Annotated in this window: 21 protein-coding genes; 4 read left to right on the forward strand and 17 right to left on the reverse strand. The window is 53.4% G+C overall.

Annotated features, from left to right (window positions below; genetic code table 11):
- Window positions 1-70 precede the first annotated feature (70 nt).
- The 5 genes from Q0955_RS19280 to Q0955_RS19300 all read right to left on the reverse strand — a co-directional run bounded on the left by Q0955_RS19280 (window position 71) and on the right by Q0955_RS19300 (window position 6,073).
- Entirely contained in the window at window positions 71-1,072 is a 1,002-nt protein-coding gene (locus tag Q0955_RS19280) for a histidine kinase dimerization/phospho-acceptor domain-containing protein (RefSeq protein ID WP_299427986.1), read from the reverse strand.
- Window positions 1,073-1,765: 693 nt separating this feature from the next.
- Window positions 1,766-2,326, reverse strand: coding sequence for a DUF3833 domain-containing protein (locus Q0955_RS19285; protein WP_299427989.1), 561 nt, complete (start codon window positions 2,324-2,326; stop codon window positions 1,766-1,768).
- A complete protein-coding gene (locus Q0955_RS19290) occupies window positions 2,323-3,549 on the reverse strand; it encodes an MFS transporter (protein WP_299428179.1) in 1,227 nt (408 codons plus the stop codon). The genes Q0955_RS19285 and Q0955_RS19290 overlap by 4 nt, the downstream gene beginning before the upstream one ends.
- Before the next feature lie 84 nt (window positions 3,550-3,633).
- The gene (locus Q0955_RS19295) at window positions 3,634-4,791 is read right to left on the reverse strand and encodes a cyclopropane-fatty-acyl-phospholipid synthase family protein (protein ID WP_299427992.1); all 1,158 of its coding nucleotides are present in this window, start codon (window positions 4,789-4,791) and stop codon (window positions 3,634-3,636) included.
- Window positions 4,730-6,073, reverse strand: coding sequence for an FAD-dependent oxidoreductase (locus tag Q0955_RS19300; RefSeq protein WP_299428182.1), 1,344 nt, complete (start codon window positions 6,071-6,073; stop codon window positions 4,730-4,732). Before Q0955_RS19300 ends, Q0955_RS19295 begins: the two co-directional genes overlap by 62 nt.
- A gap of 122 nt (window positions 6,074-6,195) precedes the next feature.
- Between Q0955_RS19300 and Q0955_RS19305 the strand changes: the two genes are divergently transcribed.
- Window positions 6,196-6,969 (forward strand): DUF1365 domain-containing protein, encoded by a 774-nt coding sequence (locus Q0955_RS19305; protein ID WP_299427995.1) that lies wholly within the window; start codon window positions 6,196-6,198, stop codon window positions 6,967-6,969.
- Complete coding sequence (locus Q0955_RS19310) at window positions 6,966-7,691, forward strand: SDR family NAD(P)-dependent oxidoreductase (protein ID WP_299427997.1); 726 nt, start codon at window positions 6,966-6,968, stop codon at window positions 7,689-7,691. The genes Q0955_RS19305 and Q0955_RS19310 overlap by 4 nt, the downstream gene beginning before the upstream one ends.
- An 11-nt stretch (window positions 7,692-7,702) precedes the next feature.
- Here Q0955_RS19310 and Q0955_RS19315 read toward each other — a convergent pair whose 3' ends face one another.
- The 11 genes from Q0955_RS19315 to Q0955_RS19365 all read right to left on the reverse strand — a co-directional run bounded on the left by Q0955_RS19315 (window position 7,703) and on the right by Q0955_RS19365 (window position 18,395).
- Window positions 7,703-8,173, reverse strand: coding sequence for a hypothetical protein (locus Q0955_RS19315; protein WP_299428000.1), 471 nt, complete (start codon window positions 8,171-8,173; stop codon window positions 7,703-7,705).
- A gap of 143 nt (window positions 8,174-8,316) precedes the next feature.
- Entirely contained in the window at window positions 8,317-8,832 is a 516-nt protein-coding gene (locus Q0955_RS19320) for a fasciclin domain-containing protein (RefSeq protein ID WP_299428003.1), read from the reverse strand.
- A 178-nt stretch (window positions 8,833-9,010) separates the two neighbouring features.
- Window positions 9,011-9,646 carry a ChrR family anti-sigma-E factor gene (locus Q0955_RS19325; RefSeq protein WP_299428006.1) on the reverse strand — a complete coding sequence of 212 codons (636 nt, stop codon included), beginning with the start codon at window positions 9,644-9,646 and terminating at the stop codon, window positions 9,011-9,013.
- Window positions 9,643-10,227, reverse strand: coding sequence for a sigma-70 family RNA polymerase sigma factor (locus tag Q0955_RS19330; RefSeq protein ID WP_299428185.1), 585 nt, complete (start codon window positions 10,225-10,227; stop codon window positions 9,643-9,645). Before Q0955_RS19330 ends, Q0955_RS19325 begins: the two co-directional genes overlap by 4 nt.
- Before the next feature lie 873 nt (window positions 10,228-11,100).
- A complete protein-coding gene (locus Q0955_RS19335; RefSeq protein WP_299428009.1) occupies window positions 11,101-11,760 on the reverse strand; it encodes a GntR family transcriptional regulator in 660 nt (219 codons plus the stop codon).
- A 9-nt stretch (window positions 11,761-11,769) separates the two neighbouring features.
- Entirely contained in the window at window positions 11,770-12,843 is a 1,074-nt protein-coding gene (locus tag Q0955_RS19340; protein WP_299428012.1) for an ABC transporter ATP-binding protein, read from the reverse strand.
- Window positions 12,836-14,569: an iron ABC transporter permease gene (locus tag Q0955_RS19345; RefSeq protein ID WP_299428014.1), complete on the reverse strand. Its 1,734-nt coding sequence runs from the start codon at window positions 14,567-14,569 to the stop codon at window positions 12,836-12,838. The genes Q0955_RS19340 and Q0955_RS19345 overlap by 8 nt, the downstream gene beginning before the upstream one ends.
- 63 nt (window positions 14,570-14,632) lie before the next feature.
- Window positions 14,633-15,724 (reverse strand): ABC transporter substrate-binding protein, encoded by a 1,092-nt coding sequence (locus Q0955_RS19350; protein ID WP_299428017.1) that lies wholly within the window; start codon window positions 15,722-15,724, stop codon window positions 14,633-14,635.
- Window positions 15,724-16,551 carry an alpha/beta hydrolase gene (locus tag Q0955_RS19355; RefSeq protein WP_299428020.1) on the reverse strand — a complete coding sequence of 276 codons (828 nt, stop codon included), beginning with the start codon at window positions 16,549-16,551 and terminating at the stop codon, window positions 15,724-15,726. The genes Q0955_RS19350 and Q0955_RS19355 overlap by 1 nt, the downstream gene beginning before the upstream one ends.
- A 117-nt stretch (window positions 16,552-16,668) precedes the next feature.
- The gene (locus Q0955_RS19360; protein WP_299428023.1) at window positions 16,669-17,484 is read right to left on the reverse strand and encodes a carbon-nitrogen hydrolase family protein; all 816 of its coding nucleotides are present in this window, start codon (window positions 17,482-17,484) and stop codon (window positions 16,669-16,671) included.
- Window positions 17,484-18,395, reverse strand: a complete 912-nt coding sequence (locus tag Q0955_RS19365) for a proline iminopeptidase-family hydrolase (protein ID WP_299428026.1) — start codon at window positions 18,393-18,395, stop codon at window positions 17,484-17,486. The genes Q0955_RS19360 and Q0955_RS19365 overlap by 1 nt, the downstream gene beginning before the upstream one ends.
- A gap of 139 nt (window positions 18,396-18,534) precedes the next feature.
- On the opposite strand from Q0955_RS19365, the gene Q0955_RS19370 reads away from it, so the two are divergent.
- On the forward strand, window positions 18,535-19,302 hold the full coding sequence (locus Q0955_RS19370) for an aldolase/citrate lyase family protein (RefSeq protein WP_299428029.1): 768 nt from the start codon (window positions 18,535-18,537) through the stop codon (window positions 19,300-19,302).
- Here the strand turns inward: Q0955_RS19370 and Q0955_RS19375 are convergent.
- Entirely contained in the window at window positions 19,284-20,003 is a 720-nt protein-coding gene (locus Q0955_RS19375) for a LuxR C-terminal-related transcriptional regulator (protein ID WP_299428032.1), read from the reverse strand. The genes Q0955_RS19370 and Q0955_RS19375 overlap by 19 nt on opposite strands.
- A gap of 997 nt (window positions 20,004-21,000) precedes the next feature.
- Here Q0955_RS19375 and Q0955_RS19380 point away from each other — a divergent pair.
- Window positions 21,001-22,011: an IS110 family transposase gene (locus tag Q0955_RS19380; protein ID WP_299428035.1), complete on the forward strand. Its 1,011-nt coding sequence runs from the start codon at window positions 21,001-21,003 to the stop codon at window positions 22,009-22,011.
- Window positions 22,012-22,054: the final 43 nt, after the last annotated feature.

The following is a 22,054-nucleotide window of genomic DNA, read 5'->3' on the forward strand; positions in this document are numbered from 1 at the left end:
CTCAGTGGTTACGATGAGCCAGAAACACTCCCTTATCAAATCGCCCTATTTGGACCCATTAGCGCTGACGTCAGACAGGCAGATGCCCGTGCTTAAGATTTGACACGCCAATCTCGACCATCTGGGCAGCTTTTTCCAAATGGTCGTCAAAACCATGTGCCTGCAACTCACGGGCTAGTGTTTTGCGAAGACTACGCTCTTCTCTGGTTGTCAGCGCGATATTTGCCCCTTCGATTCCACGAAGCATATCCGTCAGCCCAGACAATTCGGCCTCATTGCCCGTTTCATTGAGTTCAGGCAAGCCCGACAGAATGATGCTGATCGATCTGTCCAGGTTATCGTTCGAGGCCCGGATCGCACCGAGCGGCGTATTCAGTTCGTGGGCAACACCGGCAACCAACTCACCAATGGCCGCCATCTTCTCGCTTTGGACCAGCGCACTTTGAAATTGCGCCAATTCCTCGTTCCTCTGAACCAGTTCCATTTCCATTTTTTGCCGAAGCTGCATGAAGATGCTGATCAATGCAAAAATTGCCAGCGATACCGCAAGGAAGTTCATGGTGAAAAGATACAAGGGAAGCCTGAGGAGTTCTTGATCCTCAAACAGATGAACAGGAGCCGGGATTTGAAGCTCAATAATGAGTGACACAAATGTCAGCAGCACAAAGAAGACCAGCCAGCGTAACGAATGTGTGCGTTCATCGAAAGATTGCGCCGCACTCAGGCACAACATGGACCACAACATGGTTGCACCCGATGGGACCAGCCCGCCCAACGACCACTGAAACAAAAACGGCAAAAGAATACTGACAAAGATCTGAATGCTCCGTGCCAGAGCAAAGTTCTTGGTGCGGGAAAGTAATGCAAAATTGACTGCCGTAATCAGAACATAGCCGAAGGGTATTGCACTTTGCATATGCAGGTTGAGAACTGTCGCGACACCCCCCCAGAGAAGCCCGCCGCTGGACATAACAATCCCCGTCGCAATCAGAAACCGATGCTTAAGACGTTCTTCATCCGTGTTTTCGGGTACGTCTGCGATGGCACCCAATTCTGCAAGTATGGACTGCAAGGATTGGCCTTCTTTCGTATAAATTTCTTCTTGTTCCGCTTAGTTTCTCAAGTAAGGAGCATGCGCCCAGAAAAAGCAACAAATCAGAAAACACAGCGTCTGGCTCTGAAGGCGCCTCTAAGGCATTTGCTTCCAGCGCGGACAGCGGTTTCGCTTTGGCTCAAAGAGGTCTTAACATGAGGCCATGGGACCGGCTTTTGTGTCCGCACTCCGGGCTCTGGTCGCTCGAAATGCTGCGGCCTTCATGAATGGCCGCTTCAGTGAAGCTGCGAGCGGCGTCTGGACTAAGGGGCACGGTCGGCTCAGGGCCGTTCACAGCACTTTGCAAAGCCTGCTTCCTGCGTAGAGCTACTGTTGGAGCAAACTCCCCCATGACCGGCAGTTCTGTGGAGCTTTGAATGGCTGCTTTCTTCAAAATGGGGCTCTTACCGAGCAAATTCAGCGAATGACCATTGTCCGCCCAAAATGATTAGGTCAGCTTCCAGCCCAAAGCCGCTATTTGGCAATCACACGCTTACTGCAGTGAGGCTGTTCCAAAGCCGACATCAAAAAAATAAAAACACAAATCCGAACACAGACCCGCTGCCTTCAGCCTGGAGCTACAGATAGGAACGCGGGCATGCCAGAATCGAGCCACCCAAAAACAGGAAAGCGGCCGACCTCCAGCAACAGATCACCGGCCCAGTTGGGAGCCTAGTTTGCTGGCGGAGGAGCGGGGCGCATGTTGGCGACCAACTCTGCGACCTTCACTCCAAATTTGCGCAGTTCGGACCTATTCATGATGACGCCATTTTCTGTGAGGAACAGCCAATCAGTGACTGACAAAATGTGGCCTCCAGACGCCTCAGGAAGGACAATTTGATAGTTCATCTTGATGGTCGACCCGGACACAACACCATAAGCCTCTCCAATAATATCATCAGCCCTAGCGGTGAAGGTATTGCCTTCACCCAGTTTTAAAAACCACTTTCGGCTTTGACGTGTGCCATTGGAGTAAGTGAACTCTTCGCTCAATGTGCCGGTGTCCCCTTCCCACTCGCCGACCATTTTGGCAACAAAGCTGTTTGTCACCTTTCCCGTTGGCCCGAAGATCACGCCTTCTGAAATGATCGGCCCGGACAAATGAGATTTCAATGACACTTTGGGGGCCGTGTCGGCATAGTCCTCAGGCGATTGGGACCGAAAACTGAAAAATAGTGTTTTAGCCCACATGGCCAGGACTACTAGCCAAGGAAGAACAACCAAAAAATTCATGTCGGTGAGCCTTCTGATGGAAGTGTAAGAACCAGAGCCATTGCAACCAGCTTTAGGATGCAGGGGACGATGGCGTAGGAGATGTTAAGGCTGGCAAGTGCAGAGGCTGTGTTGGATGTGCCGGGTTCGAAACCTTGGTATTCCAGCAACGGAAGGACCATAAAGGCCGCGAGCGCGAGGCCTAGTTTTCCGGCGAAAGACCAGATTCCAAAGGCAAACGAGGGTTCCAATCCAACCCGATTGAGGGCGACCGAGAACATCGTTGGCAAGATCACCATATCGGCGCCAAGTGCTGCGCCGGACGCGATGCAGATCAGAGCGAAGCCGACCAAATCTCCAGTTGATAGAAACGCGGCCCCTACAAATCCAAGGATCGCTAGCGGCATTGCAAGCAGCAGAGTTTGTTTTGCACCACGTCTCTGGCTAAGTTTTGTCCAGAAAGGCAAACTGAGGCCCGCACTGAGAAAGAACAAAATCAACAGGGGGCCCGCTTTGCCTGGCAATTGCAGGCGATCTTCGACAAAGAAAAGAAACAAGGTGGAGGTGATAGCAACCGGCAAGCTGTTGACCAGTGCCAGGCCTAATAGGCGTAAAGCACCAGAGTGTCTAAGGTCCGAGACATTTATTGGCTTTCCCTCGACCGGTCGACGTTGCCATATAGGGAACGATACAGTGGCGCATATGACGGCAAGTGCCCCCAGGAACACGCCGAAAGCGGGGTAGCCTTGAGTGCTCGCACCCAGCGCCACAAAAGTAGCTGGCGCAATTGCAGCAAGCACAACGCCTGCCAGCATCCCGCCTTCTCGAAATGTCGCCATTGTCATTACGTCGTCTGGCGCAGGTGTCGCGGCAAGCGTTGTGCTTCTCGCATACATCAGAATCATGCCCAAGCTGTAAGAAGAAAACAAAAGCACGAGTATCCCGACGAGCCAAACCACCGTGTTGGATCCTTTGGTCAGTGAGAACAACAGCGGAAACCCGACAGCCAGTCCGAAAGCAGCAATCAGTGCAAAGCCACGTTGGGCTTGCGGCCACCGATCAATGCCCCAGCCAATCAGTGGGTCCTGAAGCAAATCAATCAGCCGAATGGCCAACAAAATCGTGCCTATGGTTCCCAGCCCAATGCCAAGATTGACCGATGCGAACCGCGGCAGGTGAATGTACAAAGGGATGCCCGCCGCCGCCAACATCAACGCATAGAGGCTGACACGTGGGTAGTGCATCAATGACATGCCCTACGACGCCTCCATTGGTCGGAACCGGTGTTGAGGCGTGTTGGAGGTCGCCCATTATCGCCATGTGACAGACTAGGCATGGGCCAGTTCCACTTGCACGACATTGGTGTGTCCCACCGCGAACGATGCTGCACAGATTTCAAGGTAATACTGCCAATTTCGGAAGAAGTTTTCGGTATAGCCCATCGCTTCAATCCGGTGTTTTTGAGCGCATAAACGTTGGGCCCAGATCCGACAAGTTTGCGCGTAGTCCTGCCCAAAGGCATAGCTGTCCTGCACCGCAAATCCAGCGTGATTTGCTTGGCGTTCAATCACGCTGTCAGAGAGCAGCATGCCGCCGGGAAAGACATATTGGCGGATGTAGTCAGATGAGTGTCTGTAGGTCTCAAAAAAGCTGTCTTTGACGGTGATCGCCTGTAGCAGAACCCGTCCACCTTCTGCCAAGTTTCGTTTGAGGGCGGAGAAGTAATTTGGCCAGTATCGGGCTCCAACAGCCTCGACCATTTCGATGGAAACGATGTTGTCGTACTGGCCGTGGACGTCTCGGTAGTCTCGCAGCTGGATGTCTGCACGGCCGTCCAAGCGGCATTCCGCGTAGCTGTGTTGGTTGTGCGAAATCGTGACGCCGGTTACGTCCCGGCCCTCTTGGCTGGCTTGTTCCGCAAACCCGCCCCAGCCGCAGCCGACTTCCAGGACTCTCTCACCATCACCAAGCCGAGACAAAACCCGATCGTTCTTGCGGCTTTGGGCCCGCGCCAGATCTGTGTCTCCTGCTGAAAACAGCCCTGAAGAATAGGTCATGCCGTCGTCAAGCCACAGCGCATAAAACTCATTGCCGACGTCATAGTGCGACCGAATGTTCTTGCGTGACCCGCGCCGAGAGTTTCTACGCAAGATCGTGTCTACCATGCGAAATTTGGCTTTATGTAACGGACTGGCGTGGTCATAGGCGCCAAGTGCGTCCCGGTTGCGCATCGCCAGAGACATCAAGGCTTCAATAGAAGGTGTGTCCCACAACCCTTGCACATAGCTTTCGCCTAAACCGACCTGACCCTGCGCCGCCATGGCCGAAACGGCTGCCCAGTCATGAATGGTGAGTTCCGCCTCTGGACCGGATTGACCAAATTGATAACGTGCGCCTTCTGGCGTACGCAGGGTTAACTGGCCATCACGCAGTTGCTCGCATGTCGATAGGAAATTTGTTTTCAGCGCCTTGTCCGTAAACCGCATGGTCCGATCCTTCTATTAAGTGTGGGGGGGTAAGTGCGCGCACAATGCGCATCGCGCTGGCAATGCCATCTTCGTGGAACCCATGCCTATTCCAAGCGCCAGCAAACCAAGTATGGTTCTGACCTTGCATATCGCGGATGCTCTGCTGCGACTGTAGGGCAGCTTTGTCAAAAACCGGGTGATGGAACTGCACTTCATCGTATATGGCTTGCTGCGGAATTTCCCGGGTTGGGTTCAGGGTCACAAACAGGGGATCATTTTCTGGGATGCCCTGTAGTTTGTTCATCCAATAGGTGACACCAATATCGCCGTCTTGAGAATGGTAAGACCAGCTGGACCAACAGGCCTTGCGTCGCGGCATTTGTCTGACGTCACAGTGTAATACAGCGGTGTTGGGCTGGTAGCGAATGGCGCCAAGTGCTGCGGCTTCTTCGCTGGATGCATCGTTCCCTAGTATCTTCAGAGATTGGTCTGAGTGGCAGGCAAGGATCAACTCGTCAAAAGCGGGCAGCGTGCCATTTTTGGTGTTGATGTGAACGCCAAAATCATCCCGTTGGACATGCGCAACCGGTGTTCCCTTTCGAATGTCACACCCCCGCGCGATCAAGGCGGCTTCCAGCCTCCGAACGTACTCAATGCTACCGCCATCAACAGTCCACCATTGGTGCTCTTTTGCACCAGCCAAAAGCGCATGGTTGCGGAAAAACCTGACCAGAGACTTGGCTGGGAACTGGTCAACTTCGCTCACAGGGGTTGACCAAATCGCACCGCACATTGGCATCAGGTAATTGTTCCGAAACCATTGTCCCAGCTTTAGGTCGTCTACCAGTTCGCCAATGGTCTTCTCATCATCGACTGCCGCAGCCTCTGCACACTTTCCGAAGCGCACAATGTCAGCGATCATTTTGAGAAATTGTGGACGAAACACATTCGCTTTTTGAGCTGTAATCGCGCTCATTGAGTTCAGGCCATATTCCAACTTGCCGTCGTCGATACTGGCACCAAAACTCATCTCGCTTTTGATCACCGGCACATCGAGATCGCGAAACAAACGCGTTAAGAACGGATATGTCGCGTAGTTGAAGACAATGAAGCCCGTATCGACTGGTTGATTGCCGTGCTTTCCTGCCATCACCGTCCGTGCGTGTCCGCCAAGTCGCGGAGCAGCCTCAAACAAAGTCACATCATGATAAGGGGTCAGATAATACGCAGCAGAAAGGCCCGCGATGCCGCCGCCGACGATGGCTATCCTCTTACGCGGGCCGTGATTTTGATCGTACATACTGTCCTCGCCATTGTTTTGTTGTGGAGGAGTTACGTAAGGCCTTGGTGTTCGGATCAATTTTCTTTCGAGGAACCGACAGGCAAGGTGATCCAAGCGGCACGCGAGCGCGTAACATTGTCATGACTTTGGAACACATTCAGGCCCAAACACATCATGCTCGCCGTGGCGCTTTGAAAAATGCGTTCACCTACGGCGTGGATTACGTGTTGACCGATTTTGAGGCTGACACACCACACCTGCTGTCGCGCAATCGGTTCAATCTGTGGTCGCTGTGGGATCATCGCCATGGCGGCGAACGGGATGACGGTCAGGGGGCCGACTGGTTCCGCTCTGAGCTTCGAAATCGCGGGTTTGTTGCCGACAACCTACACGTTTTGCTGCTGACGCAACCCAATTTCCTGTGGTTCCATTTTAATCCGGTCAGCTTCTGGGTCGCCTTGGTTGATGGCATACCACGTGCCTTTGTGGCCGAGGTCAACAACACCTTCGGTCAGCGACATTGCTATTTCTGCGCCAAAGAAGATTTCGGCCCCATTGGCAAGGGTGACTCCCTGTTTGCGGAAAAGCGCATGCATGTTTCGCCCTTCCAAAAAATCGCCGGCCACTATCAGTTCAACTTTGGCATGACCGACAGCGAAATCGACATCCGGATCATGTTCAGAAACGAAGACATGGGGGTGCTGGCGACCCTGACTGGTACGCGTCAACCGGCAACTAACAGGTCGCTGGTTTGGGCTGCTCTCCGGCGCCCATTTGGAGCTATGCGCGTTCTTGCGTTGATCCATTGGCAGGCGGCGATCCTGTATCTTAAACGCGCTCCGTTCCTCAAAAAACAACGCCCGCCGGATCGGTTGATCAGCGACGGTCATGATGTGCTGGACGCTAAGAAATGACCCACTTTCACGGGAAGACGATTTGGCTTATCGGCGCCAGCGAAGGTCTGGGGAGAGCTCTGGCAAAAAGGTTGGATCAGAAAGGTGCCCGGCTGATCCTATCAGCGCGCAACACAGGACGGCTTGATGACCTGCACCGATTGATGCGGAATTCAAAGGTGGTGCCGTTGGACGTGTCCAAAATTGACTCTGTCAAATGGGCAGCCAAGATCGCGGGGCCTGTTGACGCAGTGATCTATAATGCAGGGGCCTATGAGCCCATACGAACAACGGACTGGGACAGCGACGCCGTCTTACGAATGGCGGATGTCAATTTCTCAGGTGCGCTTCGGGTTCTTGGACAGGTGGTCCCTGATTTTGTCGAAAGAGGTCAAGGCGATATCACTTTGATTGGCTCTTTGTCTGGGTATCGTGGACTGCCTGCCGCGGTTGGATACGGCGCCAGCAAAGCCGCCCTAGTCAGCTTGGCAGAAACCATGCGGCTTGACTTAAAGGGCACCGGCGTCACCGTTAGATTGGTAAATCCGGGGTTTATCAAAACCCGTCTGACGGAAAAAAACGGCTTTTACATGCCCATGCTGATGACACCGGAAAAGGCTGCAGAGCGTGTTGTGGCAGCCATGCAAAAACGACGGTTCCGCACTGATTTCCCGGCACCGTTTTCTTGGGTGATCCGCGCGTTTGACTGTCTGCCTGATGTTCTTGTTTATCGCGGCAAATAGCGCGTTAGGTCTTAGATAAAGGGATCGTAAGACCACTGGAGTAATGCTTGTCGCTGCCGCGGCCTGCAAAACACATCGCCTGGGTAACAATTGGCTCGAACCTGTCCAGCGTGTCGAGCAAATGCCTTCCAGCGGCCAATTTGTACTCGGTCAATCTCAGCCAGTCGGCGCCCTAAATAGTATCGGCAATACCATTGAAACCACCCGCGAGGGTCTGGCCCGTAAATCCAACCTTTCTCGCGCCAAACATTCAACGGTTGACGGCTTTTGATGCCAAAATGGTTCAAGCTCACATCTGGCTGATCGCTGATTTTGGCGTCAGAGAACCAAGAGTCTGGAAACTCATTGGTACAGTCGGAAAGATATTTCCCCTCAAAAACGCCAAGTCTTAGCATCTCTTCTGGCGTGTAGTGAGGACGAAAATCCGGGGCGAAGCCTTCTCCGGTCTGCGCGGTCAGTTCATAGCTGTAGTCCGTCTGCATTTTGTCAGACACAAATATTCTCTGGAGGGGTGCCATGATCAATTTTTCTCCGGTTCAGTCGCGGCCTAATGCACTGTAGCCGGTGATCCCGCAAGATCACCGGCTGAATGCGTGTTCATCTGGTTTTCAGAGGTGTCCGCCAATCAGTGGCAGTTTGGGCGTGTGCCGGGCAGCAACACTTTATCCACAACATGGATCACCCCGTTGTCCGCCTCAATATTCGCAATCACGACATTTGCCATTTCTCCCGTGCCGTCTGCGATCATCACCCCGTCTGACCCGGACGTGATGCAAAGCCGCTCGCTGGCAAGCAGTGGTTTGAAATAGTTGGATCCAGCAGGGATCATATCTGCGGTAAGTTTACGGTCATCGACATGGTACAAAAGCACATCAGTGAGTTGCTGTTTGTTTTCAGGTTTGAGCAGCGTATCAACTGTACCGGCGGGCAGCGCCGCAAAGGCATCATTGACTGGGGCATATACGGTGAATGGCCCGGGACCGGACAGCGTTTCGGCCAAACCAGCAGCAGTTACAGCCGCCACCAGAGTTGAGAAACGGTCATCGCCGACGGCAATGTCGACGATTGTATTCGCGTGCGCAGCAGCTGCCGATACGCTCAGTGCGGCGGCGGCGATGGATGTCTTTAGGTTCAAAGTCACTTGAGTTACTCCTTGTCGATGTGCAGGAATTGCACGGTTTTCAATTTGGTTCGTACAAGGAGTACGCGTCCCCGCCGCCGCTGGATTTTCACCTCACGGTTCTGTGAATAAGCGTTTGAAATAAAAAGAAACCACCGAGCTTTCGGTGGTTTCAATAGCGATACAGCTGGCTTTGAAATTAAATTCGAAACAGCGGCTGCAATAGCCTGGGGACAAGCGCATTGAAGCGCAGTTTTGCGTCTGTGGCAGCCAGGCAAACACAGGCCGCACCTGGATCTGCGACAGGCGTGTGCTCTACGGTTTCGTCGGCAATTTCCAGATCTCCGACGCCAAACCGACCAGTTTCATCGCTAAAGCTACCTTGGAGGACAAGTGTCATTTCCAACCCATTATGGCTGTGATCCGGCACAGCTTGTCCCGGCGGAATATAAAGCAAGCGAACCGATCCGTGAGCGTCAGCTGACAAAATATCCTGCCGTACGCCCATCCCCAGTTTTTTCCAGCGCGGCGCACGCCCCTGCATCATCTCCATAACAGGGCCAGGAAAGATTCCATTCCGTTCGTAAACTGGTTCAGGCGTAAACGGCGCATCAAGTTGCGCCAGAATGCTGTCCTTTAAACTGGCCGACACCGCCACAGCCTTGGTGTCTTCCAAAATCACACCGCCAACGGCCTGATGCGCTTCAAGCGCCGCGCGGCAGTGAGCGCACAGGGAAACATGGCTGGCCACGGCCACTGCAAAGGCCTGTGGCAGGCTTCCAGCTGCATAGGCTGCCAAAATGGCGTCCGGCACGTGATGGGTTATGGCACTCATTGTGTGAGGTCCTTTAGTTCATGGCGTAACCGCTGCAATCCGAGCCGGATGCGCGATTTGATTGTTCCGAGTGGCAGGCCGGTCTGCGTGCTGATTTCTTGATGCGTCAGCTCGCCCAAGTAGGCTTTCTCTATCACCTCGCGCTGCTCTGGTTTGAGAGACGCAAGAGCTTGTTTCAGCTGCGTTGTCTCCTGCTCTAAACCTAGGATTTGACTGGCGTCTGGCTCAAGCTCCGGTTCTTCTTTTAACGCCTCCGGCATAGGGCGGTTTTCCTTGCGTGCGATGTCAATCCGGCGATTGCGCGCTATCTGGTAGATCCAAGCTGACACTTGAGCTCGATGAGGATCGAACATGTCGGCTTTTCGCCAGATCGTCAGCATCACGTCTTGAACAATCTCCTCCGCCTGCTGCGGGCTTACACCACCTTTAATGATAAAGCCTTTCAGGCGCGGCGCAAAATGGTCGAACAAGGCAGCGAAGGCATCGCGATCGCGGTTGTCACGCACCGCAAGCATCCAAATCGTTTCGTTCGAGTATTCGGTTTTGACTTGAGACACGGGTTCACTTTCGCGCCGAGGCATCACTTTTTCGCTGTTTGCGAGGTTCTGGCGATCTATGGTCTGTGTCAACATATCTTGTTTACGCGGACGCCTAAGAAGCGGATCACTTTTTAAGTCCCACCCAGCCTGCAATTGAAGCAACCAAAGTCTCTCCTCGAATGGCCGCTTTCAATCCTCTGTCGGGTTTTTGTGCAGTGGCAGCGAACTTCCACTATCCGCCTTGCCTCCCAAAGTAGTGAACGGCCCAAACCTGCCGTTGCCGAAATAGGCAAACGCCGCGGTGGAGCTTCGCCAGACCGGACCTTCGCCGCACTACCGAAGTTTTGCCCGGCTCGAACTTGCAGATTGCGGGACAGAGCCGACTTTGCAGGAAACTGCCCCAATGCCTCCTGCCAGCCCAATGCGTACGCTCGTTGCATTTAATGTGCTCTGTTGCAGGCGCGAAGTTTCAGGGACGCCTTCCCGAAAGCTGCCCCTCCAATACAGCCACCGCGATGCTGGATGCTGCATGAGCCACCGATGGCGGCACAGCGCTGAAAGTGGAATTTGTGAACACTAACGGAACGGCTCACATTTGCCTTTCACACTACAGGCGCCTAACAATCGATCCCTTCAAGAAGCAATCATGGCCTCCCTTCTCGCGGCGGCATGTCACGAGCAATTGAATTAGGCTGTCAAAACTATCAATTCTTGGCATTCAGAATGTGTGAGTTGAGCAGAAGCCAGAGTAGCTGCAAAATATCATCGTTAACAGTAATATCGTGTGGCTTGTGTGTGGCATGCTCCGCGAGAAGTCGTCGCGCGGCTTAAGACACACGCTGCGCCCCCACTTTTCCCCTTCAAGGTCTGTTGTCGCTCCCGCCTCTCCGGGGCGAACTGAAGGCACACGCCCTTTCAAAGGCTCTGGTGGGGTACCTCGTCCTGCCAGGCCAAAAGATGTCGCTTCAGTACCTTTTGAATTTCAGAAACATCTCGATCTTCAAGAGCTTGGACCATCAAAAAGTGATCTTCGTTGCTTTTTCGAATGTTCCCGATCACTCGCCAACCTGACCAATTTCCAGGCAAGTCCCGTTCTCGCAGATCGTTGATGAGTTCTGTCAACGTTGCATTTTGCAACGGCTCGTACATCGCCCGATGGAAGACATGATTCAAACGGCGAATTTCATGCGGTGGAGCTGTTTCGATTGCTTTGGCAAAATCCTCAGCCGCTCTGCGGATATTGGCAATATCAGCTGCGGTAGCCTCATTCACCAGCATTTTCACCGCAGGTAATTCAAGCATTAGCCGTACTTTGGTGGTGTCTTCGCGCAGGTTGCGGGACGTTTCCGCAACTCTAAAACCGCGGTTTTTGACATGGATTACAACCGTGGCTGCCTTTAGCTCAGCCAAAGCAGCGCGGGCAGCTGATTGAGTGCAGTTATACCGTTCTTGCAAGTCAACCTGACGCAACCATTCTCCCGGGCGTAAAACGCCCAGGACGATGTCTTCGCGCAACCTATCTTTGACAGATACAGCAGTATCCAGGTCAGGAAGGTTTGCTTCGCTATTTGTCATAGATTGACCTCACTGTTCTGGGCCAAAAACTATTGCATCTTCATGCCGAAGCCAAATTTTTCCCGGCCCGACTGGCATTGGTTTGTCCAATGTCAGCCTCAGCGCCGTATCCGCAACCTTCGCCACTTGCTCGTAATGGTTTCCCAAGTAGCTCTCGGCTCCAAAATTCACAGCTAATTCGGTCGCATCCGGAAGAGGCTCACAGCTGATTTTGTGGGTCCGCACAGTTAGAATTTGCTGGCCTTGGGATAATTGGGGCTCAGGCGTGATAGCCTTTACTTGCTGGCCATCATTCAACATCACCACACACTCTCCGGAGGCATGTGTGTTTCCCCCATTGACCTCAATTCTATTGGCATTCCCGATGAACGTAGCGGAAAACGGATGCTCTGGAGCAGCATAAATCTGTTCGGGTGTTCCAAGTTGCACCACTTTGCCTTTTCGCATCACCACAATCCGGTCGGACATGGCAAGAGCTTCGTCCTGATCATGGGTTACGTAGATTGTTGTCAGTCCCAATTCGCGCTGAATTTCTTTCAGCCAGACCCGTGCTTGTTGCCGCAACTGAGCATCAAGATTGGACAGAGGCTCATCAAGAAGCAGCAATGGGGGGCGGAAAACAATCGCCCTTGCCAGTGCAACCCGTTGTTGCTGCCCACCGGACAACTCCCCCGGATATCGTTTGGCAAATGGCCCCAACTCGACCAGTTCCAGGGCCTCAGCGATGCGCTTTTTCCTCTCGGCTGCCCCAATTTTGCGAAGCTTGAGAGACATACCCACATTGTCTTCGACGGACAGGTGTGGCCACAAAGCATACGATTGAAAAACCACACCAAAGCCACGGGCTTCTGGTGGAAGGTAGGTGTCACTTTTACTGTCAAAAAGGATGCGGTCCCCAAAAGTGATGCTCCCTTCCGTTGGACGATCCAGCCCTGCGATGGCGGATAGGGTGGTCGATTTTCCGCACCCTGAGGGGCCAAGCAGTGTCAGGAACTCTCCCTCTTCTACGGTGAGATTGATGCCGTCGATGGCCTTAGCGGTGCCATACTGACGTGTCAGGTTTGTGAGGGTAAGTTTAGTCATAGATTTTTACCTTGAAGAGGACACGGGCAAGGATCAGCAGCACGGCGACCATCACAATCTGAAGAGTGGCAAATGCCGCCAACTCTCCAACGTCACCGTTGGTCCAAAGCGACAACATTGTTACCCCCATGACTTCCAATCCGGGGGCCATCAAGAAGATGGCGATGATGTAAGATTTCAGGTGGAACACAAACAACAGGATAAAACTACCGAGCAAAGCCGGCTTTAACAGCGGGATCATGATGAGACGCATGGCGTTCACCCAGTCAGCGCCAACCGTGCGGGCTGCACGATCCAGATCACGGGAAATTTGCACAATTGCGGGCTGCACCACCCCAAGTGCCAGAGGCAAGGTGGCCATCACATAGCCCACAACGATGATGCCAATATTGCCGCGCAGCCAGCCCATTGGCGGCAGGATGACAGCGGCGTAGAACACGCCCAAGCCGATGATCAGCCCAGGGACCACCCGAGGGGAGTAGGCCAAGGCCTCCAGCGTGCCACCGAAGCGGAAGTTGGAACGCTGCACCACCAGCGCCACTGCAACCGCTAGAATGGTGCCTAAGGCCGCGGATATCAGTGCGATTTCAACCGTGTTTGTTATGGCGCGCAGATTGGACTCGCTACCAAACAGCACCTGGAAGTTGTTGAGCGTCATGACTTTGTTCAAAGGCACCAATGGCGACAAGAAACTCGTGAAAGCGCGCAGAATAATCCCGGCTATTGGCACAACCACGGTCACGAAGAGCAAGGTTCCGAAAAAGAAGGCCATCGGCCAGCGTAATTTTCCGAGTGACAGGAGCATCGGGCGAGAGCCTTTGCCCTTGACGGTCTCGTAGCGATGGCCGTTTTGCAGCAACAACCTCTGGACAAACAAGGTAGAACCGACAAGCAGCATCAACAAAAGTGACGACGCAGCCACCAGCCCATGATTGGGTTCTGCCGCCGAAATCCCTTCACCATACAGAAAGGTCGACAACGTATCGATCCGTGCAGGGCGCGCCAAAAACAACGGAATTGACAGCGTTTCAACTGCGATGACCAGATTGAGCGCCGAGGACGTTACAATGGAAGGCACCATCAACGGCAGTGTCACAGTCCTCAACACTTGCAAAGGACCGGCACCAACTGTGCGCGCGGCACTTTCCAGCGTGGAATCAACAGACCGCACTGCACCATAAAGGCAATATAAATATGCCAGCGGCGCTTGTGAAATACCGGCAACAACGGCCATCCCTGCAATTGAATAAAGGTTCCACGGAGCGCCGCCTGCTTGCTGCGCAATGAATTGCGTAAAGAAACCAGAGGGGCCGTAAATAACCACCCAGCCTAGCGCAAAAATCAGATGCGACAGATAAAGTGGCCACATCAGCACATCGCCCATCAGTTTGCGGCCGGGCATATCGGTTCGCCCGATTAGCAAAGCAGCTCCAATGCCGACAACTTCGGCAATGATCACCGTGAACAGCGCAAACACTCCGGTTGTTACAGCAATCCGGCCGATCTCCTCCGAAGACACAAGCTCAACCAAATTGGCAAATGTAAATTCCCAGCCTTCAGCGTAAAGCGGTCGGTCTATAAAAACCTGCAACAGGATGGGGAGAGCCGGTGCCAGCATGAGCGCAGCGGTAATGAGAAAAATGAACCATTGCGCGGCCTTAGCTCGATTGAAACTAAACCTGGGGGGAGCGGTGGGGGTGAAAGACGGGGCATTTACATCGGCCATCGTCAAATCCTTTAGAAAGCCAAAGCGTGGGACCTGCTTGCGTTGCAGGTCCCACAGTGGCGATTACATATTGAATGCCTGACCCCAACGGTCATTAAAGGCTTCGAAGTTTTTGACCATGTCATCGTCATAATCGATAAAGATCATGTTCTCTTCACCGCCAATGGCTTCGATAACTTCGTCCAAGGAATAGGACGTTTCGCTTTCAGGTTTCACACCAGGGCGGTAGGCCGTCAGCTTTCCGTCAGCAACTGCGTATTGGCCTTCTTCGGACAGTACAAAGTCGAGGAACACTTTTGCTGCAGCGTCGTGTTCAGCTTTGGCTGTGATCCCCATCCCGCGCAAGAAAACCGGTGTTCCATCTGCCGGGAAGTTCCAACCAATTACTTCGCCAATGCCGCTATCCAATTTGCTCAACACAACGGGGCCAGACACAAAGAAGGATGAGGCCAGCTCCCCTGTCAGCGTACGTTCGATCATGCCTCCCGCGCCGCCACCTGGGCGTGTCATCGGGCCGGCAGTCTCAAACCAGTTCCATGCAGCATCGCCATGGTGACGTGCAAAGGCGTATCCGATGGACCCGCCAAAGGCATAGCGGCCATCGTAACTTCCGACTTTGCCTTCAAACACATCCGGGTGCGCCACGATGTTGTCGAAGTATTCCCCCATGGTGTTCACTTGCAGCTCGTTCGGCACCGTCAGCTTATTGTAGATTGTGACCATCGGATCTGATGAAAAGGTAAACAAGCCAGGCTTAGGCACCGACCACGCGGGGACATTGGCTTTCTCCGGGGAAGCGTAATCCTTGAGCAGACCAGCGTCTGCGGCACGAACCCAATCAGGGATCGAATTGGCGATAATCAAATCAGCACTTTTGATCCCGGTTCCCACTTCTGCTTCGTAGCGAGAGAAGGCTTCAGAAGGTCCCATCTCAACCGTCGAAATCTTAATCTCAGGATAAGTGGCGTTAAAGGCTTCAACCACGGGTCCCAGGTTTTTGTCAGAGAGGTTTGTATAGATCAAAATCTCTCCCTGCTCTTTGGCAGCCTCGACCATTGATCCGTAGTCTGCGGGGTATCCAGCCGGAAAGCCTTCTGCGACGGCCGAAGAAGCAGCGGTAAGCGCAACAGCACTGGATAGTAGAAACGTTTTCATTAGTGACTCCTGTTGGGAATTGATGAAAGGCTTGCCTGTTTTTTGTTAAGCCATCCACGCAAATCATACGCGGCAGCCTTGGCGCAGGGGGCAAGCTGATGCCCTACGTCGGGGAGAACGGTGAAAGAAACATCACACCCGTTTTGAGCGAGATCTTCAGCAAGAGACTGGCAGCGTGCAAGCCGGGTTGCCCCGGCCATGCCCGACTGCGCCGAACCAAACCGGCTGCCAGCGGGGCGATCCACGAGGCCTTGGGACAAGTCATCGTTACCAACCAAAATTGAAATTTGCAGGCGCTTCAATGCGGCCAGCTGTGGCGGATACCCTGTTGCCTGCTCGGCGCCCGCCAGTCCGGGCCACCACTGAATGTCTGGCCGCAGCAGCGTCACAGCCCCGGGAGCGCCGACAATGAGACCGCAGAGCGTTTCGGCGCGAAAGAGCGCGTAGCGATGCGCAAATTGTGCTCCTCCAGAAAAGCCAAACAGGTAACTGTCCGTACTGGGCACATTCAGAAACCGCTGGGCATCGCCGCGGATGGCATCCAGCAAAGCAACGTAATCCGTCGAGCTTTCGGACAGAAACTTGTAGTCATCCGCCGTGTCTTGACGCTCGACATCCTTGGGAAACAGTGGCGCGATAACATTCAGGTCGTTGCCTTCGAGAAACGGCGCAGCCATGCCCTCGACGTCCCGGTCGCTACCATGGACCAGCAACAAAACAGGGGCATTGGCGCGCTGCGCCGGGCGCAGACCGTACCACCAGTGCGTGTCCGGCAACTGTCTCCATTTTAGGCCTGATTGGGTGTTCAGGATCTGAGAGCAGGTCATTTTTTTTCCCGGTCTTGGTTGCCCAAAAGGTTTGGCGTTGGTTTTGGCAATAAAATCGGCGCCAATTTGGATCGAGCGCAAAAATGCATTGTTCACCTGTGTTAGCTAGAAGTTCGGTCATACGGTGTAGTCAGGCATGCCTTGTTGCAAACAAGGCAATCGTTTTCTGGTTTGCGTGACAAGATCTGGGTCGACATCGGAAAGTATTGTCCCCGGCGCGTCCTGAAGCTGGGCAAGCACTTCACCCATTGGGGAAATGATCATGGAATGCCCATGCGTCGCCATTCCATCCCGCTCACCACATTGCGCCGCCGCAATAACAAAACACCCTGTTTCAATTGCGCGGGCTGTCAACAGCGCCTCCCAGTGTAGCGGGCCGGTAATCGTAGAAAAGGAGGCCGGTATCAAAAGCACATTTGCCCCGGCTTGGGCAAGAGACTGAAAAAGCTTTGGAAATCGTAAGTCGTAGCAAATCGACATCCCAAGGCAAACCTCGCCAAGGTTGGCAACAACGGGTCCGGTAGTACTGGCCGCAACGACGTTGCTTTCCAAAAAGTCTCCTGCCCCCCCTAAAGCCACGTCAAACCGATGGATTTTGTCATAAACCGCAACGGCCTGGCCATTTGGTGCGAGTATGTGGGCGCGATTGTGGATTTTGTCGCCCTTCTTGCTCAAGAAAAGCAAAGATCCTGTATGCACCCAAATGCCAAGTTCCGAAGCGAGGTCTTTGCAAAGTGCCAAAGTGGTATCTTCGGCCTCCGCTGAACAAAGCTCTAGGTATTGATATTGGTCCGGGTGCAAAACATTGGCGGCTTCTGGCAAGCTAACCAGCTGAGCACCTTCTTTTGCGGCCTGACGTACTTTAGTCTCAATCGCCGAGTTGTTTTCCAGAATATCTGTCGTTGAACAAAGCTGAATCGCTGCAACACGCATTAGTATTCTCCCAGCTTTCGTTTCAGAAAATCATTTGTCACCGCCATGCACAGCGCATGTTCCTCGATATGCGGCATATGGCTGGACTTCCCAAGTATGAGCCACTCGGCATCAGGTATATTATTGGCGTAAGCCTCTGCCGTTCGTTCTGTCGCCTCATCAAACCGTCCTGTCAGGACCATTGTGGGCACCGACACTGCATGTAGGCGATCATTAATTGACCAGTCTTTCAATGTGCCCACAACATGGAACTCTGTCGGTCCGTTCATCGTGTGGTAGACGGTTGGATCCGCGTCAATCGCGGCAAAGGTACGTGCAACCTCCTCAGGCCAAGGTGAGACCCGACATACGTGACGCCGATAGAACTCTTCTGTGGCTGCTTGGTAGACTGGGTTCGCATAGTCTTCGGACGCCTCAAATTCACACAGACGTGCATGAAGATCGTTTGGCATCTCGCGCCGTAACCGGTTGGCTTCCTCCACCCACAGGGGAAAGGAACTCGGAGAATTTGCGATTATCAGAGCTTGCAAACCTGGGGGCTGACGTACAGCGTGCTCAGCGCTCAACATTCCGCCCCAACTTTGCCCGAGCAACGCGTAGCGAGACTTTATTCCCAAATGGGCTAGCAGGTTGTCCAACTCGCTTAGGAAGAGATCAACAGTCCAAAAATCAGCTGGAGCATCAGGAAGGTGCGTGGATTTGCCGTTGCCAAGCTGATCATAGTGCACAACTGCCCTGCCAGTACTCGCAATGGCTTTATAGGAGTCGACGTAATCGTGGGTACAGCCTGGCCCACCATGCGCTATCACCAAAGGCACAGCGCCAGCCCCCAGATCACCGGTCACACGGTACCAAGTTTCAAATTCCCCGAACGGGCAAAGCCCTTCAGATTGCCGGATATTGTCCAACACGTTTGTCCTCCTCGTGCCATTGCGGGCACCTAGGGAACATCCTGTCGCTGTTTCACCTTGCTGGGTAGGTGTAAGATCTTACAACCTGACGCCTGGCCCCCGTGATCTATGCTCAAAGCCCAAAAAATAAGGCTGCGACATGACCGATCAAGTGTCACTACGAGAGCAACTGTTACAAGGGGCGCAAACATCCGGCGCGTTTCTGTTTCTCGGTAATCCCGACATTGCTGAGATAATGGGGATTGCCGGCTTCCCAGTGCTGATTGTTGATCGAGAGCATGCGGCCGCGGATCATGCCTCTGCTCTGGCAGAGCTTCGGGCAATTCGAAGCGTTTGCGACGCCCATGTCTTGATTAGAACCAAGGATGATAGTCCGGCGGCTCTGAAGCCTATGTTGGATGCAGGCTTTGATGGCGTTGTGATCGCGGATGTGAGGTCAACCACGCAAGCTGCCAAAATCGTGGAAACCTGTCGCTATGCCCCCTTGGGACGACGCGGGGCGCAGTTTACTGTATCACGTGCCGCCAATTACGGCGAAGATCCCCATTACGCAAAAAATGCAAACAGGCGGCTGTTGGTGTCGGTTATGCTGGAATGCCAAAGTGGACTGGATGCCATTGAGGATATTGGAAAACTGCCTGGAATTGACATGCTGTTTCTTGGTCCGTTGGATTTAACCACGGACATTGGCCGCTTTGGGGACCTGAACCACCCGAATCTCCAACAAGCGCTCGCAAATGCAGAACGTCGCATTCTCGCAACCGGAAAATGCCTGGGCGGCGCTGCCTTGCCTGGCGAGAGCCCGCTGGACCTGCAAAAACGCGGCTATCACCTGGTCAGCCACACCAGCGATGTCTCTCTTCTCAGAGCAGGTGCTGCTTCTGTCGTTCAACCCAATAGGCCATAGCGCTCTGCAAGTACCACCGCATGGGTGCGGTTGCGTGCTGACAGCCGACGTGAAGCCGATTGCAAGTGCTTTACAATCATAGATTCAGAGAGGTTCAGGCGATGGGCGATCTGCTTGGAAGAATACCCCTCAGAAGTCCAATACAGGCATTCAACTTCGCGGGGTGTCAAATGCGGGATATGCGGTCGCACTGCCTCTATTTGCGGCAGTAACCGTTCCTGCAGGATATGGGCCTCCAGTGTAAAAGCGGCCAACGCCTCAAATGATGGCATCTGAGAAACAGGCCCGGTCAAAAAGGCTGTCACCGTTGCAAAGCCACGTTTGGGCAAATGCAACGGAAGTGTCATCCCTCGCCCCAACCCCCATTCTAACAGACGCTTCGCCACACTGTGCCCGATGTTATTGTTCAATGCAGGCGCGATTGGGGAGCTTTCACCTGGATGGTAGGTCCAACAAAATGGGCGGGATGTGCGCATGGCGTGGACCTGAACGGGATCGTCAGGAAACAGGTTTAGTCCGCACCAGTCGGGGATCATCTGCTCTGGCAATCCCCTCCCCTCAATCAATGCTGGCAATGCAACTTCGGTCGGTCGGTGATTTTGGAGCATTGGTGCATAATCATAGATCATGCTGGATGCGCCAAGACCGCAGAACTTTTCAGCAGCGTCACCAATTGCATCTGAAATTGAGACTTGTGACATGTTACCCTCTTCGCGCGCCCCCGCTCCAAGGAGCGCACTTGGATAACGCAAGCAAAATCAAGTTTCCCTGGACTTGATGTAAGCCTAGGTTATTACGTTCCGTCGTCCGCTGCAAAGAGGGAAATTCGAACGTTTAACAAATCTTGTTATTGCCGAAAGCGCCTTGCTCGAAGTTCACAGATATTGACATTAAATCGTTGGAGGAAGGGGTACATAATTTTCCATAGAGTGGTTCGCACATCGTTGGCGACGAGAACAGCTTCTTGCACCCCGACGTTTCTATTCGCCCTTCAAGCAGACTAGAAAACTCAACTAACGCACCCACAAAGCAAGGTTGGTGTTGATGGGGCAAGACATGCAGCGAGTTTTTGAAACACTAAAGCATGACAACAACATCCGGCTAAAACGCAACCGCTCGCGTAGAATAAACAAAAAACTACTTCCCGCTCAAAAATATGAACGAAGGCGTTAGCTTTAAGGCAGTGTCTGCCGATCGATGGCCTTGGGGAGAACGGCGGCGATGAGCCGGTTCACAATCTGAAGGGTGACAAAGGCTTCCGAGCTTGCAAAGCGCGCTTTCTGCGCATTGCTGCCATTGTCCAAGTTGAAATCAATAACGGTTTCGACCCGCTTAGCAGACCTCAGGGCTATATGCAGCGAATGTCCGAAAACCGCCCAGACCTGCAGAAATCGAATGTCTTCTTCGGGCTGAAATCAGCCGTAGGAGCAGATGTAGCAAAAGCCAGCATTGTCTCGCATTGGAGCCACTCGGCATGCTGAAATGCTGCAGGACGCACGAATGTCTGGTCTAGGAAAAGCTGTGCCGCCGCGCACTACAGTGTTGTGAATGACCGGTTGGTGCCGACAACAGAAGCCGTTAGAAAGGGCGGAAAGCATGCGTAATTGGGCTGACCCTGCGCTTTGGTCGAGCTCCCGATAGGATCACAGGATGACCGTGAACAAGGGAGACAGAAGATGGAATTTTACGTTGGATTAAATGTGTCGCTCCGAACGTGTGCGCTTTGCATCATTGATAACAAAGGCAAGGTTTAGCTCGAGCGAGAGCTGCCATGCGAACGAGGACATCGCCGCCTGTCTTACCGCTTTTGAGCGACCAATAGAGCGCGTTGGTTTTGAAGCCGGAGCAATGAGCCAACATCTGTTCTTTGGTTTGCAATCAGCTGGGTTCGATGTCGTCTGTATGGAGGCGCGTCAGGTGAGCGCCGCGTTGTCTGCCATGCGGAACAAAACCGACAAGACAGATGCAAAAGGCATTGCCCAGATTTTACGGACAGGCTGGTTCAGCCCTGTTCACATGAAGAGCCGGAAGGCCCACGGGTTGAGGGCGCTTTTGAACACGCGAAAAGCGTTACTCAAGAAGACGATGGATCTGGCAAACGAAGGACGAGGGCTGCTGAAGATCTTTGGTGTGCGGGTGCCCCGAACAGGGAAACACGGATCCTTTGATGGTCTGGTGCGGCCCATGATCGAGATGGACGATGTCCTTGCGCACGCGGTCATTCCGTTGCTCGACGCGCGGGCGGTCTTGTTCCAACACGACTTAGAACTGGATCGGCGTGTGAAACGTGCGGCAACTCAGGATGACGTTTGCATGCGTATGATGACCGTACCAGGTGTTGGCCCGATTGCGGCGCTCACCTTAAAGGCGGCAGTTGATGATCCGAGCCGGTTCAGGCGTTCTCGTACTGTCGCTGCGCATTTTGGTCTTACACCAAGGCGCTTTCAGTCAGGGGAGCACGATAATCCTGGTCGAATATCGAAGGCTGGAGACCGGGATGTTCGGGCGACATTATATGCAACGGCTAATGCTTTGTTGATGCGAACGATGGCAGGGTCACAGATCAAATCTTGGGGCATGCGGCTGATGCGTACTAAAGGTCGACGACGCGCAGTTGTCGCCGTTGCCCGCAAACTTGCCGTTCTGCTTCATCGTATGTGGATCGACGGCACTGAATTCCGTCAGGAACAAGTTGGAGGCACGGCATGAACAAGTAGCCTACCAACTAACCTGACGGGATTGTCCAATCCGG

Source organism: uncultured Shimia sp., assembly GCF_947493595.1.
Lineage (GTDB): Bacteria > Pseudomonadota > Alphaproteobacteria > Rhodobacterales > Rhodobacteraceae > Shimia.

What these genes read in the sequence shown, in the direction of transcription:
- Q0955_RS19285 (WP_299427989.1), bottom strand. Translation starts at nt 2,326, where the DNA reads ATGAATTTTTTGGTTGTTCTTCCTTGGCTAGTAGTCCTGGCCATGTGG.
- Q0955_RS19290 (WP_299428179.1), bottom strand. Translation starts at nt 3,549, where the DNA reads ATGCACTACCCACGTGTCAGCCTCTATGCGTTGATGTTGGCGGCGGCG.
- Q0955_RS19295 (WP_299427992.1), bottom strand. Translation starts at nt 4,791, where the DNA reads ATGCGGTTTACGGACAAGGCGCTGAAAACAAATTTCCTATCGACATGC.
- Q0955_RS19300 (WP_299428182.1), bottom strand. Translation starts at nt 6,073, where the DNA reads ATGTACGATCAAAATCACGGCCCGCGTAAGAGGATAGCCATCGTCGGC.
- Q0955_RS19305 (WP_299427995.1), top strand. Translation starts at nt 6,196, where the DNA reads ATGACTTTGGAACACATTCAGGCCCAAACACATCATGCTCGCCGTGGC.
- Q0955_RS19310 (WP_299427997.1), top strand. Translation starts at nt 6,966, where the DNA reads ATGACCCACTTTCACGGGAAGACGATTTGGCTTATCGGCGCCAGCGAA.
- Q0955_RS19315 (WP_299428000.1), bottom strand. Translation starts at nt 8,173, where the DNA reads ATGCAGACGGACTACAGCTATGAACTGACCGCGCAGACCGGAGAAGGC.
- Q0955_RS19325 (WP_299428006.1), bottom strand. Translation starts at nt 9,646, where the DNA reads ATGAGTGCCATAACCCATCACGTGCCGGACGCCATTTTGGCAGCCTAT.
- Q0955_RS19330 (WP_299428185.1), bottom strand. Translation starts at nt 10,227, where the DNA reads ATGCCTCGGCGCGAAAGTGAACCCGTGTCTCAAGTCAAAACCGAATAC.
- Q0955_RS19335 (WP_299428009.1), bottom strand. Translation starts at nt 11,760, where the DNA reads ATGACAAATAGCGAAGCAAACCTTCCTGACCTGGATACTGCTGTATCT.
- Q0955_RS19340 (WP_299428012.1), bottom strand. Translation starts at nt 12,843, where the DNA reads ATGACTAAACTTACCCTCACAAACCTGACACGTCAGTATGGCACCGCT.
- Q0955_RS19345 (WP_299428014.1), bottom strand. Translation starts at nt 14,569, where the DNA reads ATGGCCGATGTAAATGCCCCGTCTTTCACCCCCACCGCTCCCCCCAGG.
- Q0955_RS19350 (WP_299428017.1), bottom strand. Translation starts at nt 15,724, where the DNA reads ATGAAAACGTTTCTACTATCCAGTGCTGTTGCGCTTACCGCTGCTTCT.
- Q0955_RS19355 (WP_299428020.1), bottom strand. Translation starts at nt 16,551, where the DNA reads ATGACCTGCTCTCAGATCCTGAACACCCAATCAGGCCTAAAATGGAGA.
- Q0955_RS19360 (WP_299428023.1), bottom strand. Translation starts at nt 17,484, where the DNA reads ATGCGTGTTGCAGCGATTCAGCTTTGTTCAACGACAGATATTCTGGAA.
- Q0955_RS19370 (WP_299428029.1), top strand. Translation starts at nt 18,535, where the DNA reads ATGACCGATCAAGTGTCACTACGAGAGCAACTGTTACAAGGGGCGCAA.
- Q0955_RS19375 (WP_299428032.1), bottom strand. Translation starts at nt 20,003, where the DNA reads ATGTCACAAGTCTCAATTTCAGATGCAATTGGTGACGCTGCTGAAAAG.
- Q0955_RS19380 (WP_299428035.1), top strand. Translation starts at nt 21,001, where the DNA reads ATGTGTCGCTCCGAACGTGTGCGCTTTGCATCATTGATAACAAAGGCA.